The organism is Roseateles sp. SL47 (genome assembly GCF_026625885.1).
Lineage (GTDB): Bacteria > Pseudomonadota > Gammaproteobacteria > Burkholderiales > Burkholderiaceae_C > Roseateles.
In genome coordinates this window covers 1874075-1899612 of the sequence record NZ_CP113068.1, presented here as the reverse complement: position 1 = coordinate 1899612, position 25538 = coordinate 1874075, and the positions used below count along the sequence as shown (strand labels likewise).

20 protein-coding genes and 1 riboswitch are annotated in these 25538 nt (G+C 67.7%); of the genes, 12 read left to right on the top strand and 8 right to left on the bottom strand.

Annotated features, from left to right (window positions below; translation table 11 throughout):
- The first annotated feature begins 258 nt into the window (after positions 1-258).
- A riboswitch (TPP riboswitch) is annotated at positions 259-381 on the top strand.
- 138 nt (positions 382-519) lie between these two features.
- From thiC to OU995_RS08205, 8 genes are all read left to right on the top strand, one after another.
- Positions 520-2550 (top strand): phosphomethylpyrimidine synthase ThiC, encoded by a 2031-nt coding sequence (thiC, locus tag OU995_RS08240; protein WP_267835038.1) that lies wholly within the window; start codon positions 520-522, stop codon positions 2548-2550.
- A 3-nt stretch (positions 2551-2553) separates the two neighbouring features.
- Positions 2554-3816 carry an FAD-dependent oxidoreductase gene (locus tag OU995_RS08235; protein WP_267835037.1) on the top strand — a complete coding sequence of 421 codons (1263 nt, stop codon included), beginning with the start codon at positions 2554-2556 and terminating at the stop codon, positions 3814-3816.
- The gene (thiS, locus tag OU995_RS08230; RefSeq protein ID WP_267835036.1) at positions 3813-4028 is read left to right on the top strand and encodes a sulfur carrier protein ThiS; all 216 of its coding nucleotides are present in this window, start codon (positions 3813-3815) and stop codon (positions 4026-4028) included. Before OU995_RS08235 ends, thiS begins: the two co-directional genes overlap by 4 nt.
- A gap of 1 nt (position 4029) precedes the next feature.
- On the top strand, positions 4030-4836 hold the full coding sequence (locus OU995_RS08225) for a thiazole synthase (protein ID WP_267835034.1): 807 nt from the start codon (positions 4030-4032) through the stop codon (positions 4834-4836).
- Positions 4836-6632 (top strand): bifunctional hydroxymethylpyrimidine kinase/phosphomethylpyrimidine kinase, encoded by a 1797-nt coding sequence (locus OU995_RS08220; RefSeq protein ID WP_267835033.1) that lies wholly within the window; start codon positions 4836-4838, stop codon positions 6630-6632. Before OU995_RS08225 ends, OU995_RS08220 begins: the two co-directional genes overlap by 1 nt.
- A gap of 120 nt (positions 6633-6752) precedes the next feature.
- Positions 6753-8579, top strand: coding sequence for an MFS transporter (locus OU995_RS08215; protein ID WP_267835032.1), 1827 nt, complete (start codon positions 6753-6755; stop codon positions 8577-8579).
- Between the two features lie 260 nt (positions 8580-8839).
- Positions 8840-10105 (top strand): HlyD family secretion protein, encoded by a 1266-nt coding sequence (locus tag OU995_RS08210; RefSeq protein WP_267835031.1) that lies wholly within the window; start codon positions 8840-8842, stop codon positions 10103-10105.
- Positions 10106-10137: 32 nt separating this feature from the next.
- Positions 10138-11592 (top strand): efflux transporter outer membrane subunit, encoded by a 1455-nt coding sequence (locus OU995_RS08205; protein ID WP_267836208.1) that lies wholly within the window; start codon positions 10138-10140, stop codon positions 11590-11592.
- Between the two features lie 70 nt (positions 11593-11662).
- On the opposite strand, the gene OU995_RS08200 is transcribed toward OU995_RS08205, so the two are convergent.
- Both OU995_RS08200 and OU995_RS08195 read right to left on the bottom strand, forming a co-directional pair.
- On the bottom strand, positions 11663-13708 hold the full coding sequence (locus OU995_RS08200) for an alkaline phosphatase (RefSeq protein WP_267835030.1): 2046 nt from the start codon (positions 13706-13708) through the stop codon (positions 11663-11665).
- 129 nt (positions 13709-13837) lie between these two features.
- Positions 13838-14425 (bottom strand): hypothetical protein, encoded by a 588-nt coding sequence (locus OU995_RS08195; RefSeq protein ID WP_267835028.1) that lies wholly within the window; start codon positions 14423-14425, stop codon positions 13838-13840.
- A 206-nt stretch (positions 14426-14631) separates the two neighbouring features.
- On the opposite strand from OU995_RS08195, the gene OU995_RS08190 reads away from it, so the two are divergent.
- Positions 14632-15267, top strand: coding sequence for a class I SAM-dependent methyltransferase (locus tag OU995_RS08190; RefSeq protein WP_267835027.1), 636 nt, complete (start codon positions 14632-14634; stop codon positions 15265-15267).
- A gap of 32 nt (positions 15268-15299) precedes the next feature.
- Here the strand turns inward: OU995_RS08190 and OU995_RS08185 are convergent, their stop codons facing one another.
- Complete coding sequence (locus OU995_RS08185; protein ID WP_267835026.1) at positions 15300-15632, bottom strand: PspC domain-containing protein; 333 nt, start codon at positions 15630-15632, stop codon at positions 15300-15302.
- Positions 15633-15859: 227 nt separating this feature from the next.
- Here OU995_RS08185 and OU995_RS08180 point away from each other — a divergent pair, with 227 nt between their 5' ends.
- Together OU995_RS08180 and OU995_RS08175 are read left to right on the top strand one after the other, a co-directional pair.
- Positions 15860-16543, top strand: coding sequence for an alpha/beta hydrolase (locus OU995_RS08180; RefSeq protein WP_267835025.1), 684 nt, complete (start codon positions 15860-15862; stop codon positions 16541-16543).
- 171 nt (positions 16544-16714) lie between these two features.
- Positions 16715-20086 (top strand): prolyl oligopeptidase family serine peptidase, encoded by a 3372-nt coding sequence (locus tag OU995_RS08175; RefSeq protein ID WP_267835024.1) that lies wholly within the window; start codon positions 16715-16717, stop codon positions 20084-20086.
- 43 nt (positions 20087-20129) lie between these two features.
- On the opposite strand, the gene OU995_RS08170 is transcribed toward OU995_RS08175, so the two are convergent.
- The 4 genes from OU995_RS08170 to OU995_RS08155 all read right to left on the bottom strand — a co-directional run bounded on the left by OU995_RS08170 (position 20130) and on the right by OU995_RS08155 (position 23123).
- Positions 20130-20600: a DUF7092 domain-containing protein gene (locus OU995_RS08170; RefSeq protein ID WP_267835023.1), complete on the bottom strand. Its 471-nt coding sequence runs from the start codon at positions 20598-20600 to the stop codon at positions 20130-20132.
- Positions 20601-20602: 2 nt separating this feature from the next.
- The gene (locus tag OU995_RS08165) at positions 20603-21793 is read right to left on the bottom strand and encodes a DUF898 family protein (protein WP_267835022.1); all 1191 of its coding nucleotides are present in this window, start codon (positions 21791-21793) and stop codon (positions 20603-20605) included.
- 385 nt (positions 21794-22178) lie between these two features.
- Complete coding sequence (locus OU995_RS08160) at positions 22179-22559, bottom strand: S-adenosylmethionine decarboxylase family protein (protein ID WP_267835021.1); 381 nt, start codon at positions 22557-22559, stop codon at positions 22179-22181.
- A gap of 114 nt (positions 22560-22673) precedes the next feature.
- A complete protein-coding gene (locus tag OU995_RS08155) occupies positions 22674-23123 on the bottom strand; it encodes a MerR family transcriptional regulator (RefSeq protein WP_267836207.1) in 450 nt (149 codons plus the stop codon).
- A 107-nt stretch (positions 23124-23230) separates the two neighbouring features.
- On the opposite strand from OU995_RS08155, the gene OU995_RS08150 reads away from it, so the two are divergent.
- Positions 23231-24286, top strand: coding sequence for an MBL fold metallo-hydrolase (locus tag OU995_RS08150; protein ID WP_267835020.1), 1056 nt, complete (start codon positions 23231-23233; stop codon positions 24284-24286).
- Between the two features lie 275 nt (positions 24287-24561).
- Here the strand turns inward: OU995_RS08150 and OU995_RS08145 are convergent, their stop codons facing one another.
- Complete coding sequence (locus OU995_RS08145) at positions 24562-25536, bottom strand: M48 family metallopeptidase (RefSeq protein WP_267835019.1); 975 nt, start codon at positions 25534-25536, stop codon at positions 24562-24564.
- Between the last annotated feature and the right edge of the window lie 2 nt (positions 25537-25538).

Here is a 25538-nt window from a genome sequence, read left to right as displayed (position 1 = left end):
CCTCTCGAAGCAATGCCGCTGTTATTTGTAAGCACATCCGCAGCCAGTAGCGACAAAGTGTAAGAAGTCACCCCTGAGACTCTTCCTCGGTATTTGCCCGAGGTTTGTGCCCTCTTTGCCGCAGTCGTAGGAAAAATCACGCCACCATCCGACGAACGGCAATCCCTAGGATTCAAGACGCGCAAGCAAGGTGCACCTCGCAACGGTTTGGGGCGACCGGCGACGGGCACGCGGCGGCGCGGAAGCCTTCTATACTGCAAGCCTGCTCCGGGGAGCCCTGGGCCGCATATCGCGGCACGGGCTGAGACATGGCGAAGAAGCCATGGACCCGCTGAACTTGATCCGGTTCGTACCGGCGTAAGAAGAGCCTGCCCCTCGCGCCCTTGTGGTGGCCATGCAGGGCCCCCTCCTTCCCAGGAGCGGGCGCCCGCCCATGCGCCCATGCGCTGCCGGGTCCTGTTCGATCGCGCCCGCGTCCCGCTTCAGGCCCAGCCTCCGGTGCCCTACCGGAGAAGCCTGATGTCGCACCCCCCGTCCTCGTCGTCCCTGGCCGCGCTGCACCCGCAGTCCGACCCCGCTCCACAACCGCCTGCAGAGCCGTCCCTGCCGGATGTCCACCAGCGCCTGGCCGCCAGCCGTGCGCCGCTGCCGGCGTCCAGCAAGACGTATGAGCCGGGTGTGCTGCATCCGCAACTGCGGGTGCCACTGCGTGACATTCAGTTGACCAACGGCGAGCGCATCGCGGTCTATGACACCTCGGGGCCCTACACCGACCCGGCCCAGGCCACCGACGTGCGCCAGGGCCTGCCGACGCCACGCACGGCCTGGATCGAGGCTCGGGCAGACACCGAGCCCTACACCGGCCGGCCCATCCAACTGTTTGATGACGGCCTGCGCGAAGCCGCGCAGCAGCACGCGTTGCGAGCGCAGACCGACGCGCTGACCCGCACGCCGCGGCGCGCTCGCAGCGGTGGCAACGTCACCCAGATGCACTATGCGCGGCGCGGCATCATCACCGCCGAGATGGAGTACGTGGCCCTCCGCGAAAACGGCCGCCGCGCCTGGATGAAGGAATACCGCGCCGACGCCGAGCGCGAAGACCGCCTGCGCGGTCAGGGCCTGGGTGCCAGCATCCCGGGCTTCATCACCCCGGAATTCGTGCGCGACGAAATTGCCCGGGGCCGCGCCATCCTGCCGGCCAACATCAACCATCCGGAGCTGGAGCCGATGATCATCGGCCGCAACTTCCTGGTGAAGGTCAATGCCAACATCGGCAACTCGGCCGTGAGCTCGGGCATTGAGGAAGAGGTCGAAAAACTGGTCTGGGCCACCCGCTGGGGTGCGGACACCGTCATGGACCTCTCCACCGGCCGCAACATCCACACCACCCGCGACTGGATCCTCCGCAACAGCCCCGTTCCCATCGGCACCGTGCCCATCTACCAGGCGCTGGAGAAGGTGGGCGGCGTCGCCGAGGACCTGACCTGGGAACTCTTCCGGGACACGCTGATCGAGCAGGCGGAGCAAGGGGTGGACTACTTCACCATCCATGCCGGCGTGCGGCTTCCGTTTGTGCCCATGACGGTGAAACGCCGCACCGGCATCGTCTCCCGGGGCGGCTCCATCCTGGCCAAGTGGTGCATTGCGCATCACCGCGAGAACTTCCTCTACACGCACTTCGAAGACATCTGCGAGATCATGAAGGCCTACGACGTCAGCTTCTCGCTGGGCGACGGCCTGCGTCCGGGCTCGCTCGCCGATGCCAATGACGAAGCCCAGTTTGCCGAGCTGCGCACCTTGGGCGAGCTGACCAAGATCGCCTGGAAGCACGATGTGCAGACCATGATCGAAGGCCCCGGCCATGTGCCGATGCACATGATCCAGGCCAACATGACCGAGCAGCTCAAGCACTGCGATGAAGCGCCGTTCTACACCCTGGGCCCGCTGACCACCGACATCGCCCCGGGCTACGACCACATCACCAGCGGCATCGGTGCGGCCATGATCGGCTGGTTCGGCTGCGCCATGCTCTGCTACGTGACCCCCAAGGAACACCTGGGCCTGCCCGACCGGGACGACGTCAAGCAGGGCCTCATGGCCTATCGCATCGCGGCCCATGCGGCGGACATTGCCAAGGGCCACCCGGCGGCACGCGCCCGCGATGACGCCTTGTCGAAAGCGCGGTTCGAGTTCCGTTGGGAAGACCAGTTCAACCTCGGACTCGACCCGGAAACCGCGCGGGAATTCCACGACGAGACGCTACCGAAGGACAGTGCCAAGGTGGCGCATTTCTGCTCGATGTGCGGGCCGAAGTTCTGCTCGATGAAGATCACCCAGGACGTCCGGGATTACAGCGCGCGTCTGGCGGCCGACGAACCGGGGCAGGGGGAACTGGCAGGCCACCTTGACCGGGGGCCCGCTGGCGCCGATGCTGCCAATGCATCCGATGCAACCGATGCAGCGGCTGCGGCCAGAGACGGCATGAAGGCCAAGAGCGCGGAATTCCGCGCCGCTGGCAGCGAGCTGTACATCCCCATCCAGCCGGCCTGAGCCATGGCCAGGATCGCGATCGCAGGGGCCGGCCTGGCCGGCCGCCTCTTCGCCTGGGCGCTGGCGCGTGCCGGTCATGCGGTGACGGTGGTGGACGCGGCCGCCGGGCCGTTCACCCGCTTTGACGCCACCGGGCCGGCGGCCTTCAGTGCGGCCGGCATGCTCAGCCCGCTGGCGGAGCAGGAACAGGGCGGCCCGCAGGTAGCCGCCTGGGGATGGCGCTCGCTGCAGCTGTGGCAGGGGATCGTCGCGGCGCTGGCGCCGGCTGCAGTACCCTTCCGGCGCGAAGGCAGCCTGCTGCTGGCACATCGGGGTGACCTGGGCACTGCGCAACGCGTGCTGGCGGTGGTTCCAGGGGCGCAACGGCTGGAGGAGGCGCGGTTGCAGGCGCTCGAACCGGCACTGGCGCCGGGCCTGCAGGGCTGGTTGCTGGCGGACGAGGGCCTGATTGCTCCGGTGGCGGCGATGGAGGCGCTGTATGAGGCGACGGTGAACGTGACGACGGCTCCCCTGTCGCAGCCCGTGGTGTGGTGCTGGAACAGCCCCGCTGCCGCCGTACGGCCTGGCGTGGTCGAGCTGGAAAACGGAGCCTGTCTGCATGCCGACTGGGCCATCGACACCCGCGGGCTGGGCGCCGCCCCTGCGCTGCCGGTGCGCGGTGTGCGGGGCGAAATCGTCACCCTGTCGCTACCGTCGCATGGGTTGGCGCGGCCCGTGCGCCTGCTGCATCCGCGCCATCGGGTCTACCTCGTGCCTCGCACGCCGGACGAGGTGGCGGTGGGCGCCAGCGAAATCGAGAGTGAAGATCGCAGCCCCGTGTCCTTGCGATCCGCCGTGGAGCTGATGGCTGCCGCACACAGCGTGCTGCCGGCGCTGGCGGAAGCCCGCATCGTGCGGCTGGACCGTCATCTGCGACCGGCCTTGCCGGACAACCTGCCACGCGCCGAATGCGAGCCGGGTCTGCTGCGACTCAATGGGCTGTATCGCCATGGGTGGCTGCTGGCGCCCGCGCTGGTGGAGCAATTGCTCGATGAGGCCGGATTGGCGCAGGTGGCGCAGGTGGCGCAGGTGGCGCACGGGGCGCAGGTGGCGCAGGTGGCGCACGGGGCGCAAGTGGCGAATACGGCGCACTTGGCGAATGCCGCGCCATTTGCTGGGCTTGCTGGGCTTGGGGGGATCACAGGCCTGGCCACTCTCATCAAGTCCACTGAGTCGTTGGGCAGCTCACCGTCATCGTCCCCTCTCTTTCCCGAACCCTCCCCATGACCTCTTCCACCATCACCATCCGCCTGGACGACCGGCCCTTGCAGTTGCCCGCAGGCAGCACCCTGTTTGATGTCCTCGCGCGGGAGGCCATGCCGCCGACCAGCGTGGCCACCGCACTCAACGGCCGCTTTGTGCCCCGCGCCGCGCGCGCCGACACACCGCTCTGCGACGGTGACCAGGTGCTGCTCTTTCAACCCATCGTGGGAGGCTGACATGTATCCATCCCGACCCGACCCGCTGGTGATCGGTGACACCACGCTGAACAGCCGCTTTTTTCTGGGCACGGCCGGCTACCCCAGCCCGCAGGTGCTGCGCGATGCGATCCAGGCTTCCGGGAGCGAGGTGATCACCGTCGGCCTCAAGCGCACACTGCAAGGCGACAACGGCGCCTTGGCGCACGCCCTGGCCGATGCCCGCGCACGCGGCGCACGGTTGCTGCCCAACACCGCTGGCTGCCGCAGTGCACGGGAAGCCGTGGCCCTGGCGCACATGGCCCGCGAGCTGTACGAGACACCATGGATCAAGCTGGAAGTGGTCGGTGATGACCACACGCTGCAGCCCGACCCCATTGAACTGCTGGTGGCTGCCCGCGAGCTGGTGCGGGACGGATTTGTCGTGTTTCCCTACTGCACCGAAGACCTGGTGATGGGCCGTCGGTTGCTGGATGCCGGCTGCCCGTTGTTGATGCCCTGGGGGGCGCCCATCGGTTCCGGCCAGGGCCTGCTGCATCTGGCAGGGCTGCGCACCTTGCGCGAGCGCCTGCCCGACACCGTGCTGGTGGTGGATGCCGGCATCGGCGCCCCGTCCCAGGCCGCCCAGGCCATGGAGCTGGGATATGACGCGGTGCTGCTCAACAGCGCGGTGGCACAGGCGCGGGAGCCGGTCGCCATGGCCGGCGCGTTCCGCGACGCTGTTCAGGCCGGCCGGAACGCCTGGTGTGCGGGTCTGATGGCGCCGCAATCCATGGCCGTGGCCAGCACACCGGTGAGTGGCCACGCCTTCCTGCTGGGGGAGGCCTGATGATCCGGGTGCCTCATCCCTGTCTGCCCTCCCCGTGGTCGCCCGCCGTGGACCCTTGGCAGGAGGTGTTGCCCGCCTGGACGGAGGCGGCCGAGCCACCGGTGATCTGGAGTGTGGCCGGCACCGATAGCGGCGGCGGCGCCGGGCTCGCCGCAGACACGCGCGCAGCCGCTGCGATGGGTGTGCATCTGTGCACGGTGGTGGCCGCCGTCACGGCGCAGAACTCGTTGGGGGTGCAGGGGGTGTATCCCGTGGAGGCCGCCACCTTGCGCGGCCAGTTGCAGGCCCTGCGCGCTGACCTGCCCGCCCGGGTGATCAAGACCGGCTTGCTCGCCAGCGCCACTGCGGTGGACGTGCTGCTGGCGCAGCGGGGCGATGCGCTGCTGGTGGTGGACCCGGTGCTGGGCGCCACGGCGGGTGGTGCCGCCTTTTGCGATGACGCCTTGCTGGCGGCCTATCGCCATCAAGTACTGCCACAAGCCACGCTGGTGACACCAAACCGACGGGAGGCAGAGCGACTGTTGGGCGTTCATCCCGGGCAATGCACCGTGCCGGAGCTGGCCTGCCGGCTGCGCCGCTTGGGCGCTCAGGCGGTCTGCATCACCGGCGGCGACGATCTGTCCGCCGGAACGGCGCTGGCCCTTGATTGGCTGGATTCGCCGTTGGCCACGGGCTGGATGGCACTGCCGCGTCTGGCGCCTGTGCCAGGGCATCCGCTGCATCACCACGGCTCCGGCTGTACCTTCGCGACGGCTGCTGCGGCTGCGCTGGCGCGGGGGTTCCCGCTGCCGGATGCCGTGGTGCTGGCCAAGATGCTCACCTGGACCGCCCTGCGCCATGGCCATGCCGCCGGGGCAGGTGCAGGCCCGCTGCGGCCTTGCGCGTCATTTGTGTCGGACGCGGCGGCGATGCCCGTCATGTCCCAGGCGGATGAAGCGGTGCTGACCGAAGCACTGCTGGCACAGTGGGCCCGGGCGTTGCGGCCAAACGCTGCAGAGGAAGCAACCGAGGACGCTGCAGCCGTCAGCTTCGCTCGCGGGCTGTATGCCATCACCGACGATCCCGGCCAGACCGCGGTCTATGCCCAATCCGGTGCATTTGCTCATGTGCAGCTGCGCATCAAACAGGTGCGCGTGGCCGGTGGCCGCAAGGGGCCAGGCGGTCTCTCCGATGCAGATGCAGATGCAGATGCAGACGTAGACGTAGACGTAGATGCAGACGCGGATGGAGATGCCAATGCCAATGCCAATGCCAATGCCAACGACAGAGACAGAGACAGAGACAGAGACGGCAGTACCAATGAGGCTCAGCTTCGCCAAAGCATCCGTCAGGCCATCAGCGCGGTCCATGGCACCTCGGCCACGCTGTGGATCAACGACCACTGGCGCCTGGCGCTGGAGGAAGGCGCCACCGCCTTGCACCTGGGCCAGGAGGATTGGGCAGCGCTCACATCGAGCGAACGTCTGCAACTGCTGACCGCTCTGCGCCATCACCAACTGAGGCTGGGCCTGTCCAGCCACAGTCTGTGGGAACTGTGCCGTGCCCGGGCGTTGCGCCCCAGCTACATCGCCTGTGGTCCGCTGTGGCCCACAACGACCAAGGACATGCCGTGGCAACCCCAGGGCCTGGCCCAGTTGGCCTGGTGGGCCCGCATGGCGGGCCGGCCGGTGGTGGGCATCGGCGGGCTTCTGGAGGAGGCGCAGGTGCAGGCCGCCTGGCGCGCCGGGGCATCTGCGGTCTGCCTGGTCCGTGCAGCGGCGCAATGGCTGCCACCCGCTGGCGGACACAGCCCATAGGCCAGCCGGGCCATCCCTCACCCTTCCTGGGGCTTGCAGGCGTGTCCGGCTTACGAATAATGGGCCCATCGCTTGCCCTGGTGCCGGCGCAAGTCCTGGCACTCCACACAGGGAGGATCCGTGCCCCCGTCACCTGCGCCCCCCTTCTCGGCTTCCGCTCAGCAGCAGCAGCAGCAGCAGCAGCAGCAGCAGCAGCCGCAGCCCTTGCCGGCTGCGCCACCGCTGCTCAAGCCGATTCCGGATTGGCAGGAGCATGAAAAACCCAGCATGCCGGGCTCGCCTTCCATGCCCTGGCATCCGCCGTGGCGTCGGGCCGCCTATGCGCTGGTGGCCGTGTTGGTGGGCATCACCGGTGCACTGGGCAGCGGCCTGGTCACCGCCAACCTGCCGCTGCTGCAGGGACAGTTGGGGCTGACCCCAAGCGAGGGCGCATGGCTGTCCGCCGCGTATGTGATGGTGAACGTGACGGCCAACCTGCTGGTCTTCAAATGTCGGCAGCAGTTCGGCATGCGCTGGTTCGCCGAGGTGGGGCTGGGCATCTACGCCATGCTGGCCCTGCTGCATCTGGCGGTGGGAGGGTTTGCCACCACTTTGATGGTGCGCGCCGCCAGCGGCCTGGCCGGAGCTGCCTGCAGCACCTTGTGCCTGCTCTACATGCTGCAAAGCATGCCACGCACCCACACCGGCAAGATGCTGGTGATCGGCGTCGGCATCGGGCAATTGGCAGCGCCGTTGGCCTGGGTGGTGTCGCCGGCCTTGCTGAACCAGGGGGCCGGCTCGTGGCACAACCTCTATCTCTTTGAAACCGGGCTGGCGCTGTGCAGCTTCGCAGCGGTGGTGATGCTCAAGTTGCCACCGGGTATGCAAACCCGGGTCTTCGAGAAACTCGACTTCCTCACCTTCGGCCTGATGGCCCCGGCCGTGGCCATGGTGGTGGCGGTGCTGGTGCAAGGTTATTTGCACTGGTGGCTGGACACGCCGTGGCTGGCCTGGTTGCTGGTGGCGGCTCTGGTGCTGGTGACGGTGGCGGTGCTGATCGAGCATCACCGATTGAATCCATTGATCCAGACCCGATGGTTCGCCAACGACGCCACGCTGCGTTTTGTGCTGGGCGCACTCATCCTGCGTTTTCTGACGACGGAACAATCGGTGGGCGCCGTGAACTTCCTGCGCGCACAGGGCATGGGGCCGGACCAGTTGCAACCGCTGTTTGCCGTGGTGCTGGCCGGCATGGTGATCGGCATGCTGGGCTGCTCCATCACCTTCACACCCAAGACGCTGCTCCCGCAGATCCTGGTGTCCATCGTGCTGTTTGCGGTGGCTGGGCTGATGGACCATCACCGCACCAGCCTGGACCGGCCGCAGGACTTCTATCTGAGCCAGTTCCTGCTGTCCGTGGGGGCCGGGATGTTCATGGGGCCGTTGATGCTGATTGGCATTGGCCAGGCGCTCAAGAATGGGCCGGCGTACATGGTGACCTTCTCGGTGATGTTCTCGGTCACCCAGACCCTGGGCGGGTTGATGGGGTCGGCGCTGCTGAACACCTATCAGCTGCATCGGGAACATGAATTCTCAGCCTCGCTGGTCGCCACGCTGGACCGCACAGACCCGCTGGTGTCACAACGCATCGCGGCCCAGGGAGCGGCGCTTTCCGGAGTGATAGGCGACCCGACGCTGCGCGCCGCGCAAGGCGCCGCACAGTTGGCCCAGGTGGCACGGCGGGAGTCGAATGTCCGCGCCTACAACGATGTGTTCATGTTCAGCGCAGTGACCGCCATTGCCTTCCTGTTGTGGCTGATGGCCTTGCTGGGCCGCACCGCCTGGGCCCAACGGCGCGAAGCCGCACGGACGGCCGCTGGCCGCGGGACCCGGCCGCCGCCGGGGCCGGTGGAGGTGCCTCCATCCTCCACCGCACCACCGTCTTCCGCCGTGACTGTCCAGAGCTGATCCGCATGAGCCCAACGCCACCGCCTTCCCCGCCCCGTCCGGACGAACAGGGGCCGCCTGCGCCAACGCCCGTACCAACACCCGCGCCAGCACTCGCGCCAACACCCGAGCGATTGGCGCAGGCGTCGTCCTCGACCGATACCGCCAATGCGGTGCTGCCCTTGCCCACGGACAGCGCGCCCCCTGCGTCTCCGGCGCCATCGCCACCATCGCCGCCACTGCCTCCGCCGGCGTCGTCCCCGCTCTCTTCCCCTGTCTCCATGCCCACTGCATACCCGCCCTCTACCGCTGCCCCTACCGATGCCGCAGCCTCTGCCGGTGCCGCTGCACCTGCACCTGCATCTCCGCCCCCGCCCGCTGCGCCGGGGCCCACTCCGCCACCGAAGTATCTGAAGGCCTCCACCACCGCCATCGTGCTGATGCTGGTGGTGATGGCCGTGGGCATCACACTCATCCTCCGGGCCTGGGAACTCGGGCCGTTCAACAGCAGCGTGGAAACCACCGACAACGCCTATGTGCGGGGCGCCGTGACCGTGCTGTCGCCGCAGGTGAACGGCTACGTGGTCGAGGTGCTGGTGAAGGACTTTGAAGAGGTGCGGGCCGGCCAGCCGCTGGTGCGCATCGACGACCGGCTGTACGTCGCCGCCGTGGACCTGGCCCAGGCCCAACGAGCCAATGCAGCGGCGCAGTTGGAAAACTTTGCACAGACCCAGGCGCAGAACCAGGCCACCCTGTCTGCTTCACGTGCCACGCTGACGTCCGCCCAGGGCGAGCTCGCACGGGCGGACGCAGAGCTGGCGCGGGTGGAAGATCTGGCGAAGCGGGGCTCCGTGTCACTCAACGAGCGCGACCGTGTGCGCAGCAGCCATCGGCTGGCACAAGCCAATGTGGAGAAGGCCCGCGCGGACATTCGCATTGGCGAGGAACGGGTCAAGGCAACGTCTGTGAGCCGCTCCAGTCTCAAGGCGCAAGTGGAAGCCGCCGACGCACAACTGGCGCAGGCCCGCATCAATCTGTCCAACACGGTGGTGCGGGCGCCAGCGACCGGGCAGGTCAGTGAGGTGTCGGTGCGCTTGGGGCAGTACGTCACGGCAGGGTCCCAGTTGTTGTTCCTCGTCCCTCGGCAGCTGTGGGTGGTGGCGAATTTCAAGGAGACCCAGACCGGAAGGATGGAAGTGGGGCAGCCGGTGCAGTTCCGCGCCGATGCCTTGAAGGGCGTTCGTTTCACCGGGCATGTCCAGCAGCTGGCCCCTGCGACCGGCTCGGAGTTCAGCGTGCTCAAGGCGGACAACGCGACGGGCAATTTCACGAAAGTGGTGCAGCGGCTGCCGGTGCGCATTGCCCTGGATCCGGGCCAGGCGATGGCCTCACGGCTGCGGCCGGGCATGTCGGTGGTGGTGAGTGTGGATACAGCTGCGAGTGGAGCGGCAAGTGGAGCGACGAGTGGAGCTTCGGTTGGAGCAGCCAGTGAGGCTGCGGGCGGAACAACAACGCCGGTGGGTCCCGCATCGGAGGTGTCGCGATGAGGCGGCGCGTGGCATCGCACCCGCGCGCGGCGATGCTGGCCCTCGTGGCGACGCCGTGGATATTCCTCACCGGTTGCGCGCCAGTGATCCCTCCGCATCCCGGTGCTGCACAGGTCGCGGTACCGCAGGCCTGGCGGAATGCGCCCGAGGTGGCGCCGAGTGCACCCCCCGAAGCCACTTCATCGGCAACTTCACCCCCCGCCGCTCTCTCAACACCTCGCGCGAGCGCGCCCGCAGCTTCACCAGGTCCATCCGCTTCATGGGTGGCTCCCTGGTGGAAATCCTTCCAGGACCCGGTGCTGGATGAGCTGGTGGATCGCGCGCTGGTTCACAACAGCGACCTGCTGCTCGCCAGCGCCCGCCTCGACGAGGCCCGGGCCACCTTGAATGCCAGCCGCGCCGCCGAAGGCCCGGCCGTGAATCTGCAAGTGCCCTTTCAAGGCAGCCGCACGCTGCAGTCGACCGGGATCTCCGAAAGCCATCTGGTGCAGCCCACGGTGGCGGCGAGCTGGGAGGTCGACCTCTGGGGCCGCAGCCGCGACCTGACGCGCTCGGCGCAACTGCGGCTGCAAGCCAGCGAGGCGGAACGTCAGGCGGCGGCCCTGAGCGTCTCGGCCACCACGGTGCAGTCCTATATTGCGCTGCTGGCGCTGGATGCGCAGTTGGCTTTGTCCCGCGCCACACTGGCCTCACGCCTGGAGGCGCTGCGACTGGCGCAGGACCAGGCACGGGTGGGCTACATCTCTCAGCTGCAGCTCACGCAGGCCCAGGCGGAATATGCCTCGGTGGCTCAGACCATTCCCCAGCAGGAGCTCGCCATTCGCCGGCAGGAACAGGCCCTGGCCCTGCTCGCCGGAGCAACCGCGCACGCCCAGCCCCGGGGCCTGGGTTTTGATCAGCTGACCTTGCCAGCGCCGCCCGCCAGCGTTCCGTCCGCGCTGCTGGAGCGTCGCCCGGACCTCATCCAGGCCGCACGGCAGCTCGCCGCCACCGATGCCACGCTGGCCGCACGCCGCAGTGCATTCCTGCCCCAGGTGACACTCAGCGCCTCGGCGGGCAAGCTCTACATCGACGCGCTGGACTATGACCCGATTCGGGTGTGGTCCATCGGGGCGAGTGCCCTGGCGCCGTTGTTCGATGCCGGCCGGCTGCAGGCGCAATTTGACGTGGCCACCGCCCAGCGGGATCAGGCAGCCTACAACTACCGTGCGCGTGTGCTGAATGCCTTGTCCGAGGTGGAGAACGCGCTGGCCGGTCTGGATCGGTTGGCCGAGCAGCGCCGCTACGCGATGGAGCGGCGCGACGTGCTGGCGCGCTCCCTGGCATATGCCCACGACCGTTATGAGGCGGGTTATGCGGGTTATCTGGAAGAGCTGGATGCGCAGCGCAACCTCTTTGCTCAGGACAATGAACTCATCCGCATCCGCCAGTCGGAGATTGAGAACCGGATTACGTTGATTCGAGCCCTGGGCGGTCCCGTGCCCTGAGCCCACCCAGACACCCGGAACGCCCAGAGGCCGCGCTCCGGATGGACCTGGGTTACCAGGCTTGTGCCGCTCAGCGGGCAGCCGGCGCCGCGCGTGCGGGGCGCTTGGCGCCGGTGGTGTCTGCGGGTGCGGTCGTGCCCTTCACGGCGGCCTGTGCCAGCTTGAAGAACACGTCCGTGTTGTCGATCACACCGGTGAAGGCCAGGGCGCCCGGGCCAAACGCGGACAGCGGAATGTCGGTCGCGGTGTGCACGGCGGATTCACCAGGCACCTGGCCGGTGACCAGGTACTCCCCAAAGGCGTCATCCCGCTCGCTCGGCACCGGGGGATACCACTTCAGCGGCTCGGCCTTGGCCATCGGCTGCTGCGGGTCGCGCAGCGGCGTGGCGTTGGTGCGCCAGTCTTCATAACGGTCTGCATTGGCACCGTAACCGACCAGCAGGCGGTAGTCGATGTCGGTGGCTTCCGGATAGCCGTCCGCCGCCAGGCGATAACGCGGGAAGCCGGCCTTTTCATACACACCCACCACCTTGTCGCGCAGATTGGCCACGCCCTTTTTCTGGATGGCCTCCTGCAACGCCTTGTCGCTCAGCATCGAGCCGCCAATGAGCGCCGCCCCCGAGCATTCGTGGTCGGCGGTGACGATCACCAGCGTGTCGCCGTTCTCACGGGCGAAGTCCTGTGCCACCTGCACGGCACGATCGAACTCGATCGTGTCCAGCATCCAGCGCTCGGTGTCCATGTTGTGCGCCTGCTTGTCGATCGACGCGCCTTCGATCATCAGCACAAAGCCCTTGGGCTGCTTCTTCAGCGTGTTCAGTGCGGCACGGGCCATTTCATCGAGCATCGGCTGGTCGGGGAAGCCGTAGTCGTCCACCACCGTGCCGGTGATGCCCTTCTTGGCACCACGCCGTCCGTCGATCTTGTCCAGCGCCACATTCATGTTGGAGAAGGAGAACAGGCCCAGCAGCTTGTCCGCGCCGTCCGCAGCCGCCAGCTCGGTGCGGGTGGGGGCATAGCGGTAGCCTGCCGACTGGAAGGCCTTGATCAGGTCACGATCCTTGTCCTTGGCACCCGGGGCCACACCCCAGCGCTTGACGATTTCTGCCGTGTGCGGATCGGTGCTGGAGAAGGCGTAGTCGTTGGATTCGGCGCGCTCCGAGCCGGGTGTGCCGGCCGGCAGGAACCACTTGCGGCCACCGCCCAGCAGCACCGTCAGGCCGGTGCGCTCACGGTCGTCAAAGAACTGGTCCACGATACCGGTGCCTGCGCCCCGGTTGCTGGTGTGGACGGCATTGCCGGCCGGCGTGGCGTCGAAGACATCGGCCGTGGTCACGATGCCCAGGGCCTTGCCTTCGGTGCGATGCAGGTATTCGGACAGGTATTCGATGCGCGGATTGTCGAAGGCATCGATGGTGTCGTCCGGGAACACACCTTCTTCATTGTTGTTGTTCTTGTTGCCCGACACGTAGGAGGTCATGCCCGGGGAGGAATCGGTGACCACCGAATTCAGCGAGGCCGTCTTGACCAGCGCCGTGGCCGGGAAACTGTCCATGGCCAAGGGCGTGATGACCTTGCCCTGGGCATAACCGCCCTTGACGATGCGAGCCGCTGTGCGCTGGGCGGCGCCCATGCCGTCCCCCAGCAGGATGATCACGTTCTTCACCTTCGGCCCCATGGCCGTGGCGAACGGCATCACATCGAAATTGCCTCGGGCTGTGGCGGCCTGGCCGTCCGCCTGGGTGGCCTCGATGCGAAGCTCATGGCGACCGGGCTTGTCCAGGCTGACCGCACGCACCGTGGCAATGGCGCTCTCCGCAGCGATCCCTTTCACACAGCCGCTGGCGCAATCACGCAGTGCCACCGTGGCGGTCACCGGCTTGCCGTCAATGAAGAAGCGGGCCGCCGTGATGCGCTGGCCAGCGTCCGGCTTGATGGTGGCTTGCAGGTCAAAGCGCTGGCCCGGCAGGAATCGGGCAATCACCGGCTCTGGCTGACCACTGGCAAACAACTCGCTCGGAGGGGTCAGCCGGGTGACCGTGGGGGCGGCCTGGGCCGCAGTGGCCCCCAGAAGGGCGCTGGCAGCGGCCAGCAGCGTGGGCAGGTGTTTGTTCATGGTGTGGGTGGCCTGGACGAGTGGGAGGAAAGGACGCTGTGCGAAACGACGGGGATGCGAAACGACCGGGGTGCGAAGGGTGAGGCAGCGCAGGGACCGAGGGACCGAGGAACCGGACTGGCGGTGCGCTCAGTGCGCGTGCGCGTGGGCCTGCGCCTGTTCCTGCGCCGGACGGGCCAGGCCCCCCGGCGCCGAGGCCAGTGCCTCCGGCGGCAACTCCAGCCGCACCCAGGACACGCGGCCGGACTCATCCTCGAAACGGCCCACGCGCAGGCGTCCGGTCAGCACCAGCAGTCCATCCTGGTGAGCCACCAGGCGGTCCTGTTGAGAGGGGGCGAGCTGCACCGTGACGGTGGAAGGCGGCAGGTCGTCCGCCTCGCCGTCGGCATGTTCACTCATGCGCACCGGCCGGGGAGTCAGCCAGAAGCGGCCCGGGCGGGCCTGTTCCTGGGCCACCATGTAGCCCACCAGACGCACCTCGCGACCCTCAGCGGCCAGCAGGGTGTCGGACAGGGCCAGGCCACGGTCGCCAATGGGCTGACGGAAAAACTGGGAGAACTTGAGTTCCAGAGGGGCTGCAGCGGGTGACTCGGCAGCCGGTGCAGCCGCTACGACCGATCCGGCATGGACCAAGCCCGTCAGCACCAGCACGGAGGCTGCCAGCGGCAGGCGGAGGGAGCGGGCAAGCGTCATGCCCAGAATGCGGTCGACATACATGGGCGGGGATTCTTGCGACCGGCTGTGACGAATCCGTGACAGGGGATGAGCGGCCCCCGGGAAATTCTGAAGAAGCATGCTCGGCAAAGGCACTTGACGGCAGGGGTGGGCACCGCGAAGCTAGGGTCTTACGGACAAAACCCTCGGGCACCGGGGCTGCGCGGTCACCCGCAGTCATGAAGCGCCACAAGCGCCAAGGTCACGTCATGAGTTTGTCGACGGAGCGACTGCAAGCGCTGTATACGCGCCGCGCATCGGTGTATGACTACGAACTGATGGCCGTTGCGCCATTGCGTCAGGAAGCGATCCGAGCCCTGTCCCTGCAACCGGGCCAGACGGTGCTGGATGTGGGTGCTGGAACCGGCCTCAGTCTGCCTGGCATGGTCGCGGGCGTAGGCGAAGCCGGCCGCGTCGTCGCCATTGAACCCTGCGCCGCCATGATGGCGCAGGCGCGTGGCCGGGCGGTCGCTGCGGGCTGGCACACCACGGTGGATTTTGTGGACAGCACCGTGGAAGACGCCCCGCTGGAGACGCTGCTTCGGCCCGCCAGTGCGGACGCGGCCCTGTTTTTCTTCACCCACGATGCCTTGCAGCAACCGCTGGGCCTGACGCGTGTGCTGCAGGCCCTCAAGCCGGGCGCCCGCGTCGTGGCCGCCGGGCTGGTGTGGGCCGCTCCCTGGTGGCCGCTGAGCAATCTGTTTGTGTGGGGCGCCGCGCTGCATTCCATCGTTAGCCCGGAGCGGCTGGATGTGCCCTGGCACGATCTGGCACCGCGCCTGGCCAGCGCCGAGGTGGAACGGCGCTGGCTGGAGTCGGCCTATCTGCTCCGGGGCGTTCGCTGAGTGGGGGCGCTCCCGGAGTCCAGGCCCGGGACTCACTCTTCAAGCGGCACAAAGATCCACAGCAGCAGGTACAGCAGGAATCCGCCCCCCGCACAGCCCACCAGCAACACAAACACGATGCGCCAGAACCAGGCCGCCAGTCCGCTCATGCGGGCAATGCCCCCGCATACGCCGCCCAGCCAGCGATCGTCGCGGCTGCGGTGGAACGCATTCAGGGACGACACGGCCGGCGCAGGGGCGGCGGCGCTCGCGGCGCCGCCGATGGATCCCAACACCCGCGACTTGGCCTGGGCAAACTCCTCGTCGCTCAGCACACCGCGCTGATGCAGGTCGGCAAGACGTTGGAGTTCTTCGCTGGCGGACATGATGTGTGCTCCTTCGGGTCTGTCGGCGAGCCCGGGATGGGCTGCGTTCCGTTCATTTCCGTTGATGCTTCGCAGCCTACCGACCGGCACGATTTCAGCCACCCCGTTGCGATCAACTGCAGCGCATCGCGACACAGTGCAACGGGGACCGACCGAAACGAATCGCCCGCCTCGCACTGGACTAGCATGGGCGCATTCATTCCCCTCTTCTCCACCGGACGCCTCTCATGCCGCTCGAAACCCTGGAACTCCAAACCCGAGAAACCCCTCTGTTCAGCGTGATCGTCCTGCACGGGCTGGGATCGTCCGGTGACGATCTGGCGCCGGTATGCCAGGCGATGGATCTCAGCCCGGTGCTGGCGCGCGGCGGCTTGCGCTTCGTATTGCCCAACGCGCCGGTCATCCCGGTGACGATCAACAGCGGCATGCGCATGCCGGCCTGGTATGACATCCGCCATGGCGACCTGCGTCAGCGGGAAGATGCGGACGGCTTGCGGCAGTCGCAGGCGCTGATCGAGGAGCTGATCGAGCGCGAAGAGCAGGAACACGGCATTCCGCCGCACCGGGTGGTGCTGATGGGCTTCTCGCAGGGCTGCGCCATGACGCTGCTCACCGGGCTGCGCTACTCACGCCGGCTGGCCGGGCTGGTGGGGCTGTCCGGATATCTGCCGCTGCTGGAGAGCACAGAGGCCGAGCGACATCCCGCCAACGCGTCCACGCCGATCTTCCTGGCCCATGGTGATGAGGACCCAGTGGTGCTGCCCGCGCGTGCCTTGGCCAGCCTGGCCGAACTGCAGCGGCTGAACTACCCGGTCCAGTGGCAGACCTACCCCATGGGCCACGAGGTGAGCCGCGAGGAGATCGACGCGTTGCAGCAATGGCTCAGCAAGCTGCTGCTTCAAACCGATTAACCGCACGGCCGGTTATCGATCTGCCCTATAGAGCGCACACCCGATTCGCCAATCGACCGAGGCTGCGGAAGACCCCGGGAATGTCTTTGTTCCGGGCGCGATGGCGGTTGATATAACGCCCCATCTTCGCCTCCGCCGGCCTTTGGGCCCTGCTCCCGGTTCATGACTTCAATGCCCCTTTTGCCGCGTTCGCTGCGTTCGCTGCGTTCTTCCCGTTCGCCCCTGCGCTCCGCCCTGCCACCCCTGCCGCCCCGGGCGTTCCCATGGACCCAGCTGCTGGCGGTCTCCCTGGCGTTCGGCAGCGTGCCCGCCGGGCTGCATGCCGCCACCCACACACCGGCGGCACCGCCCCAGGCCTTGAAACCCGTGGCCGCTGCGGTGTCTGCCGTGCCCACGTCAGCCGCCCGTCCGCTGACTTATGACGTCTATGCCCACTGGCGCAGCATCCAGGGCACGCAGCTCAGCCGCGATGGGCAATGGGTGGCGTATGCCCTGGTGGCCCAGGAGGCCGATGGGGAACTGGTGGTGCGCCATCTGACCGATGACCGCGAATGGCGCTCCCCACGCGGGACCGCTCCGGTGTTCAGCGCCGACGGTCGCTATGTGGCGTTTGCGGTGCAGCCGACTCGGGCGGCGCTGGATCAGGCCAAGAAGGACAAGAAGAAGGGCGATGAGGCGCCCAAGGCCGGCGCCGCCGTGATGGACCTCGCCACGGGCCAAGTGGAAGTGGTGGAGCGTGTCAAACGCTTCGCCTGGCCCAAGGACGGCAGCCAGGTGCTGGCGCTGCTGATGGAAGCAGCGCCCGCCAGGAAGGACGCGGCTGCCAAGGACCCGGAAGCCGCCCGGACGGACGACCAGGAAGCCTCAGGGGAGGCCGGCGCCGCCGCTGCCGCCAAGAAGACCCCCGGCACGGAACTCGTGCTGCTGGACGTGGTGACCCACCGTCGCCATGCCATCAAGGACGTGGCGGACTTTGCCTGGTCTGATGACGGACGGCGTCTGGCGTATGGGGTGTCGGTGAAGGACACGCCAGCAGCCAGGCACAAGGCGGGGGAGGCAACGGCCGCTCCGGCGTCTTCCGCCGCTTCCTCCACGGTGGTGCCGCTGCTGACCGATGCGACCGCTGTCGCCCCGGGCACCGACCGGGAAGGTGTCTATCTGCTGAATCCGGCCCAACCCCAGCAGGTCCAGGCCCTGGCCACGGGCGCCGGCAGCTACCGCCAGTTGAAGTTCGACGACAAAGGCGAACAACTGGCCTTCGTCAGCAACCGTGATGCCATCGCCGAACGCGCGGCAGCCAAGGCCGCCGAAGCGAAGGTGGCCCGGTCCGCCGCGTCTGGAGCCGCTTCCGGGGGCGCAGCTGACGCCACATCTGCCGCCACCGGCAAGGCTGCAGAAACCAAACCCGGTCCCACGCCCTACAAGCTGTACCTCTGGCGCAGTGGTCGGGCTGATGCTTCGGCCCTCTCAGCCGCAGCCCCGGCGGCGCCCGGCAGCACATCGTCCTCCCAGGCTGCTTCCGCTGATACGGCCACCCTGCTGGTCAGCGCCGACACCGCCGGCATGCCGGCAGGCTGGAGCCCCAGCGAACATGCGCCGCTGAGCTTCAGCAAGGATGGGCAGCGCCTGTTCCTGGGCACTGCCGAAACCCCCAAGGCCGATCCCGCCGACGCCCCCGAGCCGGTGAAGGTGGACCTGTGGCATTGGAAGGACCCGGAACTGCAGTCCGCGCAGAAGGCCAAGGCGGAGCGTGAGAAGCAGCGCAGCTACCGCGCGGTGGTGCACCTGGGGGCCACGCCGGACCAGAGCCGCTTTGTGCAGTTGGCTCGCAAGGACATGCCCACCATCCAGCTCAACGACAACGCGACCGTCGCCCTGGGCCTGAGCGACCTGCCCTACCGGCCATTGCGTTCCTGGGAAGGTGAATACACCGATGCCTATGCGGTGGACCTGCGCACCGGCGAGTCCCGACGGGTCGCACGCAAGTTGCGCCACATGCCGAGCCTGTCACCAGCGGGCCGCTACATCCTGGGATTTGATGCCCCCCATCGCCGCTGGGTGGCCTGGCGGACCGATACCGGCGCCGCCAGCGTGCTCACCGCCCGCATTGCCGCCCGCTTTGACAATGACGAGCGCGACGTTCCCGACCTGCCCGAACCCTACGGCGTGGCCGGCTGGACCGCCGATGACACCAGCGTGGTGCTCTATGACCGCTACGACCTCTGGCAGGTGAACCCCGCCACCGGCCAATCCGCCAACCTCACCCAGGGCTGGGGCCGCCGTCAGCATGTGCAACTGCGCGCCGTGGCGCTGGACCCGGAAGACGCCGACAAGCGGCCGCTGTCCACCGACGCCTGGATGCTGACCGGCACCAACGACCAGACGCGTGACAGTGGCTACTACCGCGTGGCGGCGACTGGCGGGCAACCCGAGGTGCTGATCCAGGACCAGAAGATGATCGGGGGGCTCATCAAGGCCAAGGCCGCCGACCGCATCGTCTTCACCCAGCAGACCTTCCGCGAGTTCCCGGACCTCTGGACCTCCCGCCTGGACCTGCGCCAGCCGGTGCGCATCAGCCAGGCCAATCCGCAGCAGTCCCAATTCGTATGGGGCACGCAGGAGCAGATTGAATACACCTCGGCCGATGGCCGCAAGCTCAAGGCGCTGCTGACCAAGCCCGACAACTTCGACCCGTCGAAGAAGTATCCGCTGATGGTCTACATCTACGAGAAGCTGTCGGACAACCGCTATCGTTATGTGCCGCCGGCGCCAAGCCAGAACATCAATGTGACGCGCTATGTGAGCAATGGCTACATGGTGCTGCGGCCTGACATCGTCTACACCACCGGCCATCCCGGCCAAAGTGCGATGAACACGGTGCTGCCGGCCATCCGTCAGGTGGTGGCCCAGGGCCATGTGGACCCCAGGCGCATCGGCATCCAGGGTCACAGCTGGGGCGCCTATCAGATCAACTACCTCATCACCCACACGACGATGTTCCGTGCGGCTGAAGCCGGCGCGTCCATGGCCAACATGATCAGTGGCTACGGCGGCATCCGCTGGGGCGCGGGCATCAGCCGGGCCTTCCAGTACGAGCACGGCCAGAGCCGTATCGGCGCCACGCCGTGGGAACGCCCCGACCTGTATGTGGAGAACTCCCCCATCTTCCGGGTCGACAAGGTGCAGACCCCGTATCTGACCATCCACAACGACGATGACGACGCAGTGCCCTGGTATCAAGGCATCGAGTTCTTCACCGCCCTGCGCCGCCTGGGCAAGGAAGCCTACTGGTTCAACTACAACGGCGAGAAACACGGCTTGAAGGACCGCGACCACATGAAGCACTACACGGTGCACATGGGCGAGTTCTTCGACCATTTCCTGCTCGGCGCGCCCCGCCCGGAATGGATGGACCAGCCGGTGCCTTATCTGGAGCGCGGCAAGCGCGATGTGATGGGCTTGTTCAAGCCGGTGGAGCCAGGCGCTGCAAAGGCCACGGCAGCGACCACCGCAGGCGCGGCGGCCAGCACCAAAGCCGATTGACGCATCAAGGCGGTGCCCCCGGGGGGGCCGGGGCGGCGGGGCGTCAGGCGAGTCCGAGCAGGCGCGCCATCCACCCGGCGCCCACGGTGCTGAGCCACAGCACCGCCACCATGAGCAGCAGCAGGCCGGTGACGACACCCGGCCAGCTGCCCATCATGCGCGAGGCCAGGCTCTGCGGGGCCAGGACCTTGGCCACTGCGCTGTCCGCGCTGAGCAGCACCGTGCCACCATCCGGCAGTTGCACAGGCACCGGGGTCCCGCGCCAGCGCTCGCCCACCTTCAGCAGCGCACGAGCATACCGGCGCGCCGAGCTTTCCAGCGGCACCAGTGGGTCGCGGAGGTCCGCCGAAGACTCTCCTGCGTCGGCGCCATCCGCAGCGAAGTAATGGGCAAATGCCTCGCTGGAATGGGGCACCAGTTCCAGATGCTGGCCATGGATGCGGACCAGGGCCATGCGCGGCCGACGGTCCTTGCCATTGAACCAGCGGGCGTTGGTGGAATAGATGTCGCCCATGCTTACCATCCCAGATCCAGGCCCAGGGCCGGGCCCGTGGCTCGGTTGCAGATCGCGGCGCGGGACCGGGCCGGCAGGTCGATGGCCGCGCGCAGGTCATCGGCCCGAGGCGTCAGCAGTTCCAGGCGCAGCCGCACCAGCCGTACTGCCAGGAAGGGCCAATACAGGCCCAGCGTCAGCAGCACCAGCCAACCCTGCGTGAGCAGCAGCTTGAGCATCGCCCGGGATGGCTGCGGCCCCAGCGGACCACCGACCATGGCCAGCGGCAGCCGTGAGGCGACGGCCTGACTGGCGCGGGCGCGCTGCCCAAAGCGCACCCCCCGCCAGCTCATGTGATGCAGACGGAAGCGCCGTGTCCGCATCATCAGGGCGGATGCCCCCAGGGCCATGACGCCCAGCATCGTGCAGGCCATCCAGACCGTCTGCAGCGTGGCCAGCCACACGCCCAGCAGCAGCACCAGTGCAAACAGGCGGTGCATCAGCATGCGGCGCGGGGCACCGTGGAAGTCGAACGGGTCACCGTCCAGCACGGTGTGACGCGCCCACCAGCGCAGCTGGCGCTGCTGGGCCCAGGCGGAATAAAGCCCCAGGGTCAGCACGATGAGCAGGGTGTGGATCACCCAGAGACGAAAGTATTCGCTGCCGGTGCCGGTGAAGTGCAGCCGCGGGCTGCTGCAGGGCGTCCATGCGGGAAAGGCGGGGAAGGCGGGGAACTGCGCGGTGTCGGGGCCGTTGTCATGCAGGCGGGAGGAGGGTCCCCTGGGAAGTGGCACGCGCCGCGCCGTGTCCTGGGCATGGGGCCACGCGTCGGCATGACCGGCCACGGGACGAACGCGCCACGAGGACAGCGTCGATGCGGGCGCCAGTGCAGGGGTGGGCGAAGGGGGCGGTGACGGGGTGGTTGGCGCCGAAAATGCAGTGGCGCGTGCAGCCTTGGATGAGGCTGCAGGTGCCGCTGTTGGTGCCGCCGTTGGAGCTGCTGTTGCTGCGGGCGGAAACAAGCCCGTCGACGACAGGAGGATATCGACGGGCACGTCATCGAACAGGTCCGAGGGCAGCGTGCTGACGAAGTCCTCCTCGTGGCCGGTGTCCTCCTGGGCCTGCTGGGCGAGGGACCCCTGTGTCCGGTCGGCGGGCCATAGGCCACGCTGCCGAGCGCGCGCTTCGGCCGCGCTCAACGCGGCGGACCACATGGCCCACGGTCGAGCGTTTGAGTCAGTGCCAGGTTTTGCGGTTCCGGATGACGGCACGTGCCGCGGCCCGGCCTCCCAGTGGCGGGTCTTGCTCTCTTTCACGTCACTCCCCTGTCCCGTCTGCGCGGGCAATGAGAAGCAGTCTAGGAGAGACCTCGCCAGCGTGTGCGAAGTCGAGGGTGGTGGAAACCCTGTTGGTAGCGGTACAGATGTGAAGGAAGCCGCCGAAATGTCGATTTCGACACGTTATCAACGATCGGCGGACGGGCGGGCTTGAGTCGGCGCGTGCGGCGTGCGGCGTGCAGCGGGCAGCGGGTGGTGGGCAGCGGGCACTGCGTAGGCGTCGCCGGCGCAGGATCCGCCTCGGGACCAGGCGCCGACGGTGTCAGTCGGGTCGGCGCCCGCGCTGCAGTTCCTGGCAGTCCGCCTGCTGCGGACGGAACAGGGCCACCAGGGCGCTCATCAGGGACCTCGCCTTCAACGAGTTGTCCGCGCCATAGTTGCAGACATAGACATCCAGCGTCACGGCGCCCAGTTCGGGCCAGGTGTGAAGGGCCACGTGGGATTCCGCCAGCAGCAGCATGCCGGTGAGCCCGCCCAGCTGGCCCTGCGGTCCGTCCGGAAAGCGGTGCCAGTGGTCTCCCACCACGGTGAGGCCGTTGGCTTCGGTGGCGGCGCGGCATTGCTGAGCAAGGCCGGAGGCATCCACCAGCAGCGCCAGGTCGGCGCAGCCACTGAGGTCGGCGGTGAGATGCAGTCCGTTCATGGTCGGGCAGTGTAGGCCGCAGATGAGACCGTGGGAGCGGTTCCAGCGGTTGCAGCCGATGCGGCCGATGCGGCCGATGAGGGTCGCAGGGCCTGCACGGCCGGTGTCCTTCCCTCAGCCGTCCAGGGCCGTTGGCCGCTCGGCCGGCTGACCGGCCTCGGCCAGCAAGGCCAGGCAGCGTTCTTCGTGCTGGCTGATTTCCGCCAAGGTCACTTCGATGTCGCTGAGCTGCTGACGCAGTTGGCGCCGATGCTGATCCAGCACGGACAAAAAGGCGCGCAACTGGGGCGCGGTATCGGACTGGCTGTCGTACATGTCCACAAGTTGTTTGACGTCTTGCAAGGAGAGGCCGAGCCGCTTGCCGCGCAGCGTCAGCTTGAGCCGGGTGCGGTCTCGCTGGGTGTAGACGCGGTTGCGACCCGCGCGGGCCGGCGTGAGCAGGCCCATGTCTTCATAAAAGCGGATGGCCCGGGGCGTGATGTCGAATTCCGCCGCCAGCTCGGTGATGGTGAACAGCGGGCCGGCGGCGACATTGGCCTCCGGCAGCGTGTCGTTGTCGGACATGGAGTTCGCACCCTCCAGAGGGTCTGCGGCAGGGGACGGGCGGGACTCGGTGCTCATGGCTACACTGCGGTGACGTTGACGTAAACGTAAACCTCAAGTCTATCGCCATGGCCAATCCCCGCGAATCAGAACTCTCCTACCCCCTGGGTGACCGTTTGCCCGCTCCCGGCGAAGTGCTGGAGGTGCTGCCCGGTGTGCGGTGGTTGCGGATGGGCCTGCCGTTTGCGCTGGACCACATCAACCTGTGGCTGCTGAAGGACGATGTGGACGGGCGCAGCGGCTGGACCATCGTGGACTGCGGCATCCACAACGAAGCCACGCAGGCCCACTGGGAACAGGTGTTTGCGGAGCATCTGGAAGGTCTGCCGGTGCTGCGGGTGGTGGTCACCCATTTCCATCCGGACCACATGGGCCTGGCCCACTGGCTGACGGAGCGTTGGAACTGCCGCCTGTGGATGAGCGCCACGGACTACCAACTGGCGCGGCTGGCCTCGTCCTCCACGGTGGGCATGGGTGGCGAAGCCGCTGCGGCCTTCTTCGGCAGCCATGGCCTGACGGACCCGGCATCGCTGGACAAGATCCGTGGCCGCGCGAGCTACTACCCGAACATGGTGCCGGCCGTACCGTCGGCCTTCCGTCGCCTGATGGATGGCCAGGTGCTGCGCATCGGGGAGCACGACTGGCGCTGCCTGGTCGGCCATGGCCATGCACCGGAGCACATGAGCCTGTTCTCGGCGTCCTTGGGCGTGATGATCGCGGGCGACATGGTGCTGCCGCGGATCTCGACGAACGTCTCGGTGGTGGATGTGGAGCCGGAAGCGGACCCGCTGCGGCTCTATCTGGACTCCCTGGAGCGGCTGCTGCCGCTGCCCGCCGACACGCTGGTGCTGCCGGCCCACGGCAAGCCGTTCAAGGGCCTGCATGAGCGGATCGACCAGTTGCAGGAACACCATGCCGAGCGGCTGGCCGAGGTGGTGGCGGCCTGCACCGCCCAACCCAGCCATGCGGCGGAGCTGCTGCCGATGATGTTCCGTCGGCCGCTGGATCTGCACCAGACGACGTTTGCGATGGGCGAAGCGGTGGCGCACCTGAACCACCTGTGGTTGGGTGGACAGCTGCGGCGCAGCCTGGATGAAGACGGGGTGTATCGGTTCTCGGCTTGAAACCAGTCGCCGCCGCCCCTTCCGGGGGCGGCGGCGCTGAGCCTTGTATGCATCAAGTCAGCGCGGATCGACCGAACACAGCGCAGGCTGCGGAATCCTGGCGCCGCCCGGAGCATCTTCCAAACAGATGCTCAGATGCGGTGATGACAGCGTTAACGAGTGTGCATCCCACCCTGAATGGGGGACAAGCCCCCCTAAGGGGGAAGCCCGTGCGGAAGTCGCGGTTCGAGGGGAGCCAGGACGGATCGAGGGACACCACCTGGGCGCCCAAGGCCTCAGGGGTCCATCAGCGGCAGCACGGCCTGCTTGAGCCGATCGCGCGCGAGTTCATAGTCCGGCATCACCGAACGAACGACGGCCCAGAAGCGCGGGCTGTGGTTCATCTCCAGCAGATGCGACAACTCGTGGGCCACCACGTAGTCGATCAAGGCGGGCGAGAAATGGATCAAGCGCCAGTTCAGGCGGATCACCCCATCGGCATTGGCACTGCCCCAACGTGTCTGCGCGGATGACAGGCGCAGGCCGGTCATGGTGACGCCCAGTTGCGCGGCGAAGTGCCGGCACCGCGGCTCGAACCAGGCCTTGGCCTGACGCTGCAGCCAGGCCTGGACGGTGTCGCGGATCTGGTCCGGCGTGGCGTGCTGCGGCAGACCAAGATACAGCATGCGGCGCGGCACGGTGGACAGCGTGCCCTGGGCATCGGTGCGGCCTTCATCCAGCCGGGCGCCGGTCTGGCTGGGATTCAGCACCACGATCAGCGGCTCACCGAGGAAGGGCAGGCTGCAGCCGTCGCCCCAATTCACGCGTGCAGCCTGTGTACGGCGAGCGCGTTCGCGCTGCTCCACCAGCTTGCGCAGGATCCATTCCGCCTTTTGCTGCAAGGCCTTGTCGATGTCGCCCAGCGCCACCCACTTGGGCGCGGACACCCGCAGGCCATCCTCGCTCACGGTGAAGCCGATGCTGCGGCGGCGCGCACGCTTGAGTTCGTAAGGGATGGGTTGGCCGTGCAGCAGCACCTGCCGGGTGGCCGCACCGTCAGCCCGGACCCGTGGTGACGGCGCCAGGCCCGGGTCCGGCGCTGGCATGGGCGGCGGCGCCGGTGGCATCAGGCCACGAGGCGACACACGTGACTCGGGCGACGCCACCGGTGCGGGCGACGTCTCGGAGGCAGGAGGTGGGGCGCTGTCAAACAGGGACAGCTGGGTGAACTTCAGCAGCTCGGCCAGGCCCCGCAGCTTGGAAGGCGGCATGG

Coding starts and splice junctions, on each gene's coding strand:
- thiC (WP_267835038.1), top strand. CDS start 520: ATGTCGCACCCCCCGTCCTCGTCGTCCCTGGCCGCGCTGCACCCGCAG.
- OU995_RS08235 (WP_267835037.1), top strand. CDS start 2,554: ATGGCCAGGATCGCGATCGCAGGGGCCGGCCTGGCCGGCCGCCTCTTC.
- thiS (WP_267835036.1), top strand. CDS start 3,813: ATGACCTCTTCCACCATCACCATCCGCCTGGACGACCGGCCCTTGCAG.
- OU995_RS08225 (WP_267835034.1), top strand. CDS start 4,030: ATGTATCCATCCCGACCCGACCCGCTGGTGATCGGTGACACCACGCTG.
- OU995_RS08220 (WP_267835033.1), top strand. CDS start 4,836: ATGATCCGGGTGCCTCATCCCTGTCTGCCCTCCCCGTGGTCGCCCGCC.
- OU995_RS08210 (WP_267835031.1), top strand. CDS start 8,840: ATGCCCACTGCATACCCGCCCTCTACCGCTGCCCCTACCGATGCCGCA.
- OU995_RS08205 (WP_267836208.1), top strand. CDS start 10,138: ATGCTGGCCCTCGTGGCGACGCCGTGGATATTCCTCACCGGTTGCGCG.
- OU995_RS08200 (WP_267835030.1), bottom strand. CDS start 13,708: ATGAACAAACACCTGCCCACGCTGCTGGCCGCTGCCAGCGCCCTTCTG.
- OU995_RS08195 (WP_267835028.1), bottom strand. CDS start 14,425: ATGTATGTCGACCGCATTCTGGGCATGACGCTTGCCCGCTCCCTCCGC.
- OU995_RS08190 (WP_267835027.1), top strand. CDS start 14,632: ATGAGTTTGTCGACGGAGCGACTGCAAGCGCTGTATACGCGCCGCGCA.
- OU995_RS08185 (WP_267835026.1), bottom strand. CDS start 15,632: ATGTCCGCCAGCGAAGAACTCCAACGTCTTGCCGACCTGCATCAGCGC.
- OU995_RS08180 (WP_267835025.1), top strand. CDS start 15,860: ATGCCGCTCGAAACCCTGGAACTCCAAACCCGAGAAACCCCTCTGTTC.
- OU995_RS08175 (WP_267835024.1), top strand. CDS start 16,715: ATGCCCCTTTTGCCGCGTTCGCTGCGTTCGCTGCGTTCTTCCCGTTCG.
- OU995_RS08170 (WP_267835023.1), bottom strand. CDS start 20,600: ATGGGCGACATCTATTCCACCAACGCCCGCTGGTTCAATGGCAAGGAC.
- OU995_RS08165 (WP_267835022.1), bottom strand. CDS start 21,793: ATGTGGTCCGCCGCGTTGAGCGCGGCCGAAGCGCGCGCTCGGCAGCGT.
- OU995_RS08160 (WP_267835021.1), bottom strand. CDS start 22,559: ATGAACGGACTGCATCTCACCGCCGACCTCAGTGGCTGCGCCGACCTG.
- OU995_RS08155 (WP_267836207.1), bottom strand. CDS start 23,123: ATGTCCGACAACGACACGCTGCCGGAGGCCAATGTCGCCGCCGGCCCG.
- OU995_RS08150 (WP_267835020.1), top strand. CDS start 23,231: ATGGCCAATCCCCGCGAATCAGAACTCTCCTACCCCCTGGGTGACCGT.
- OU995_RS08145 (WP_267835019.1), bottom strand. CDS start 25,536: ATGCCGCCTTCCAAGCTGCGGGGCCTGGCCGAGCTGCTGAAGTTCACC.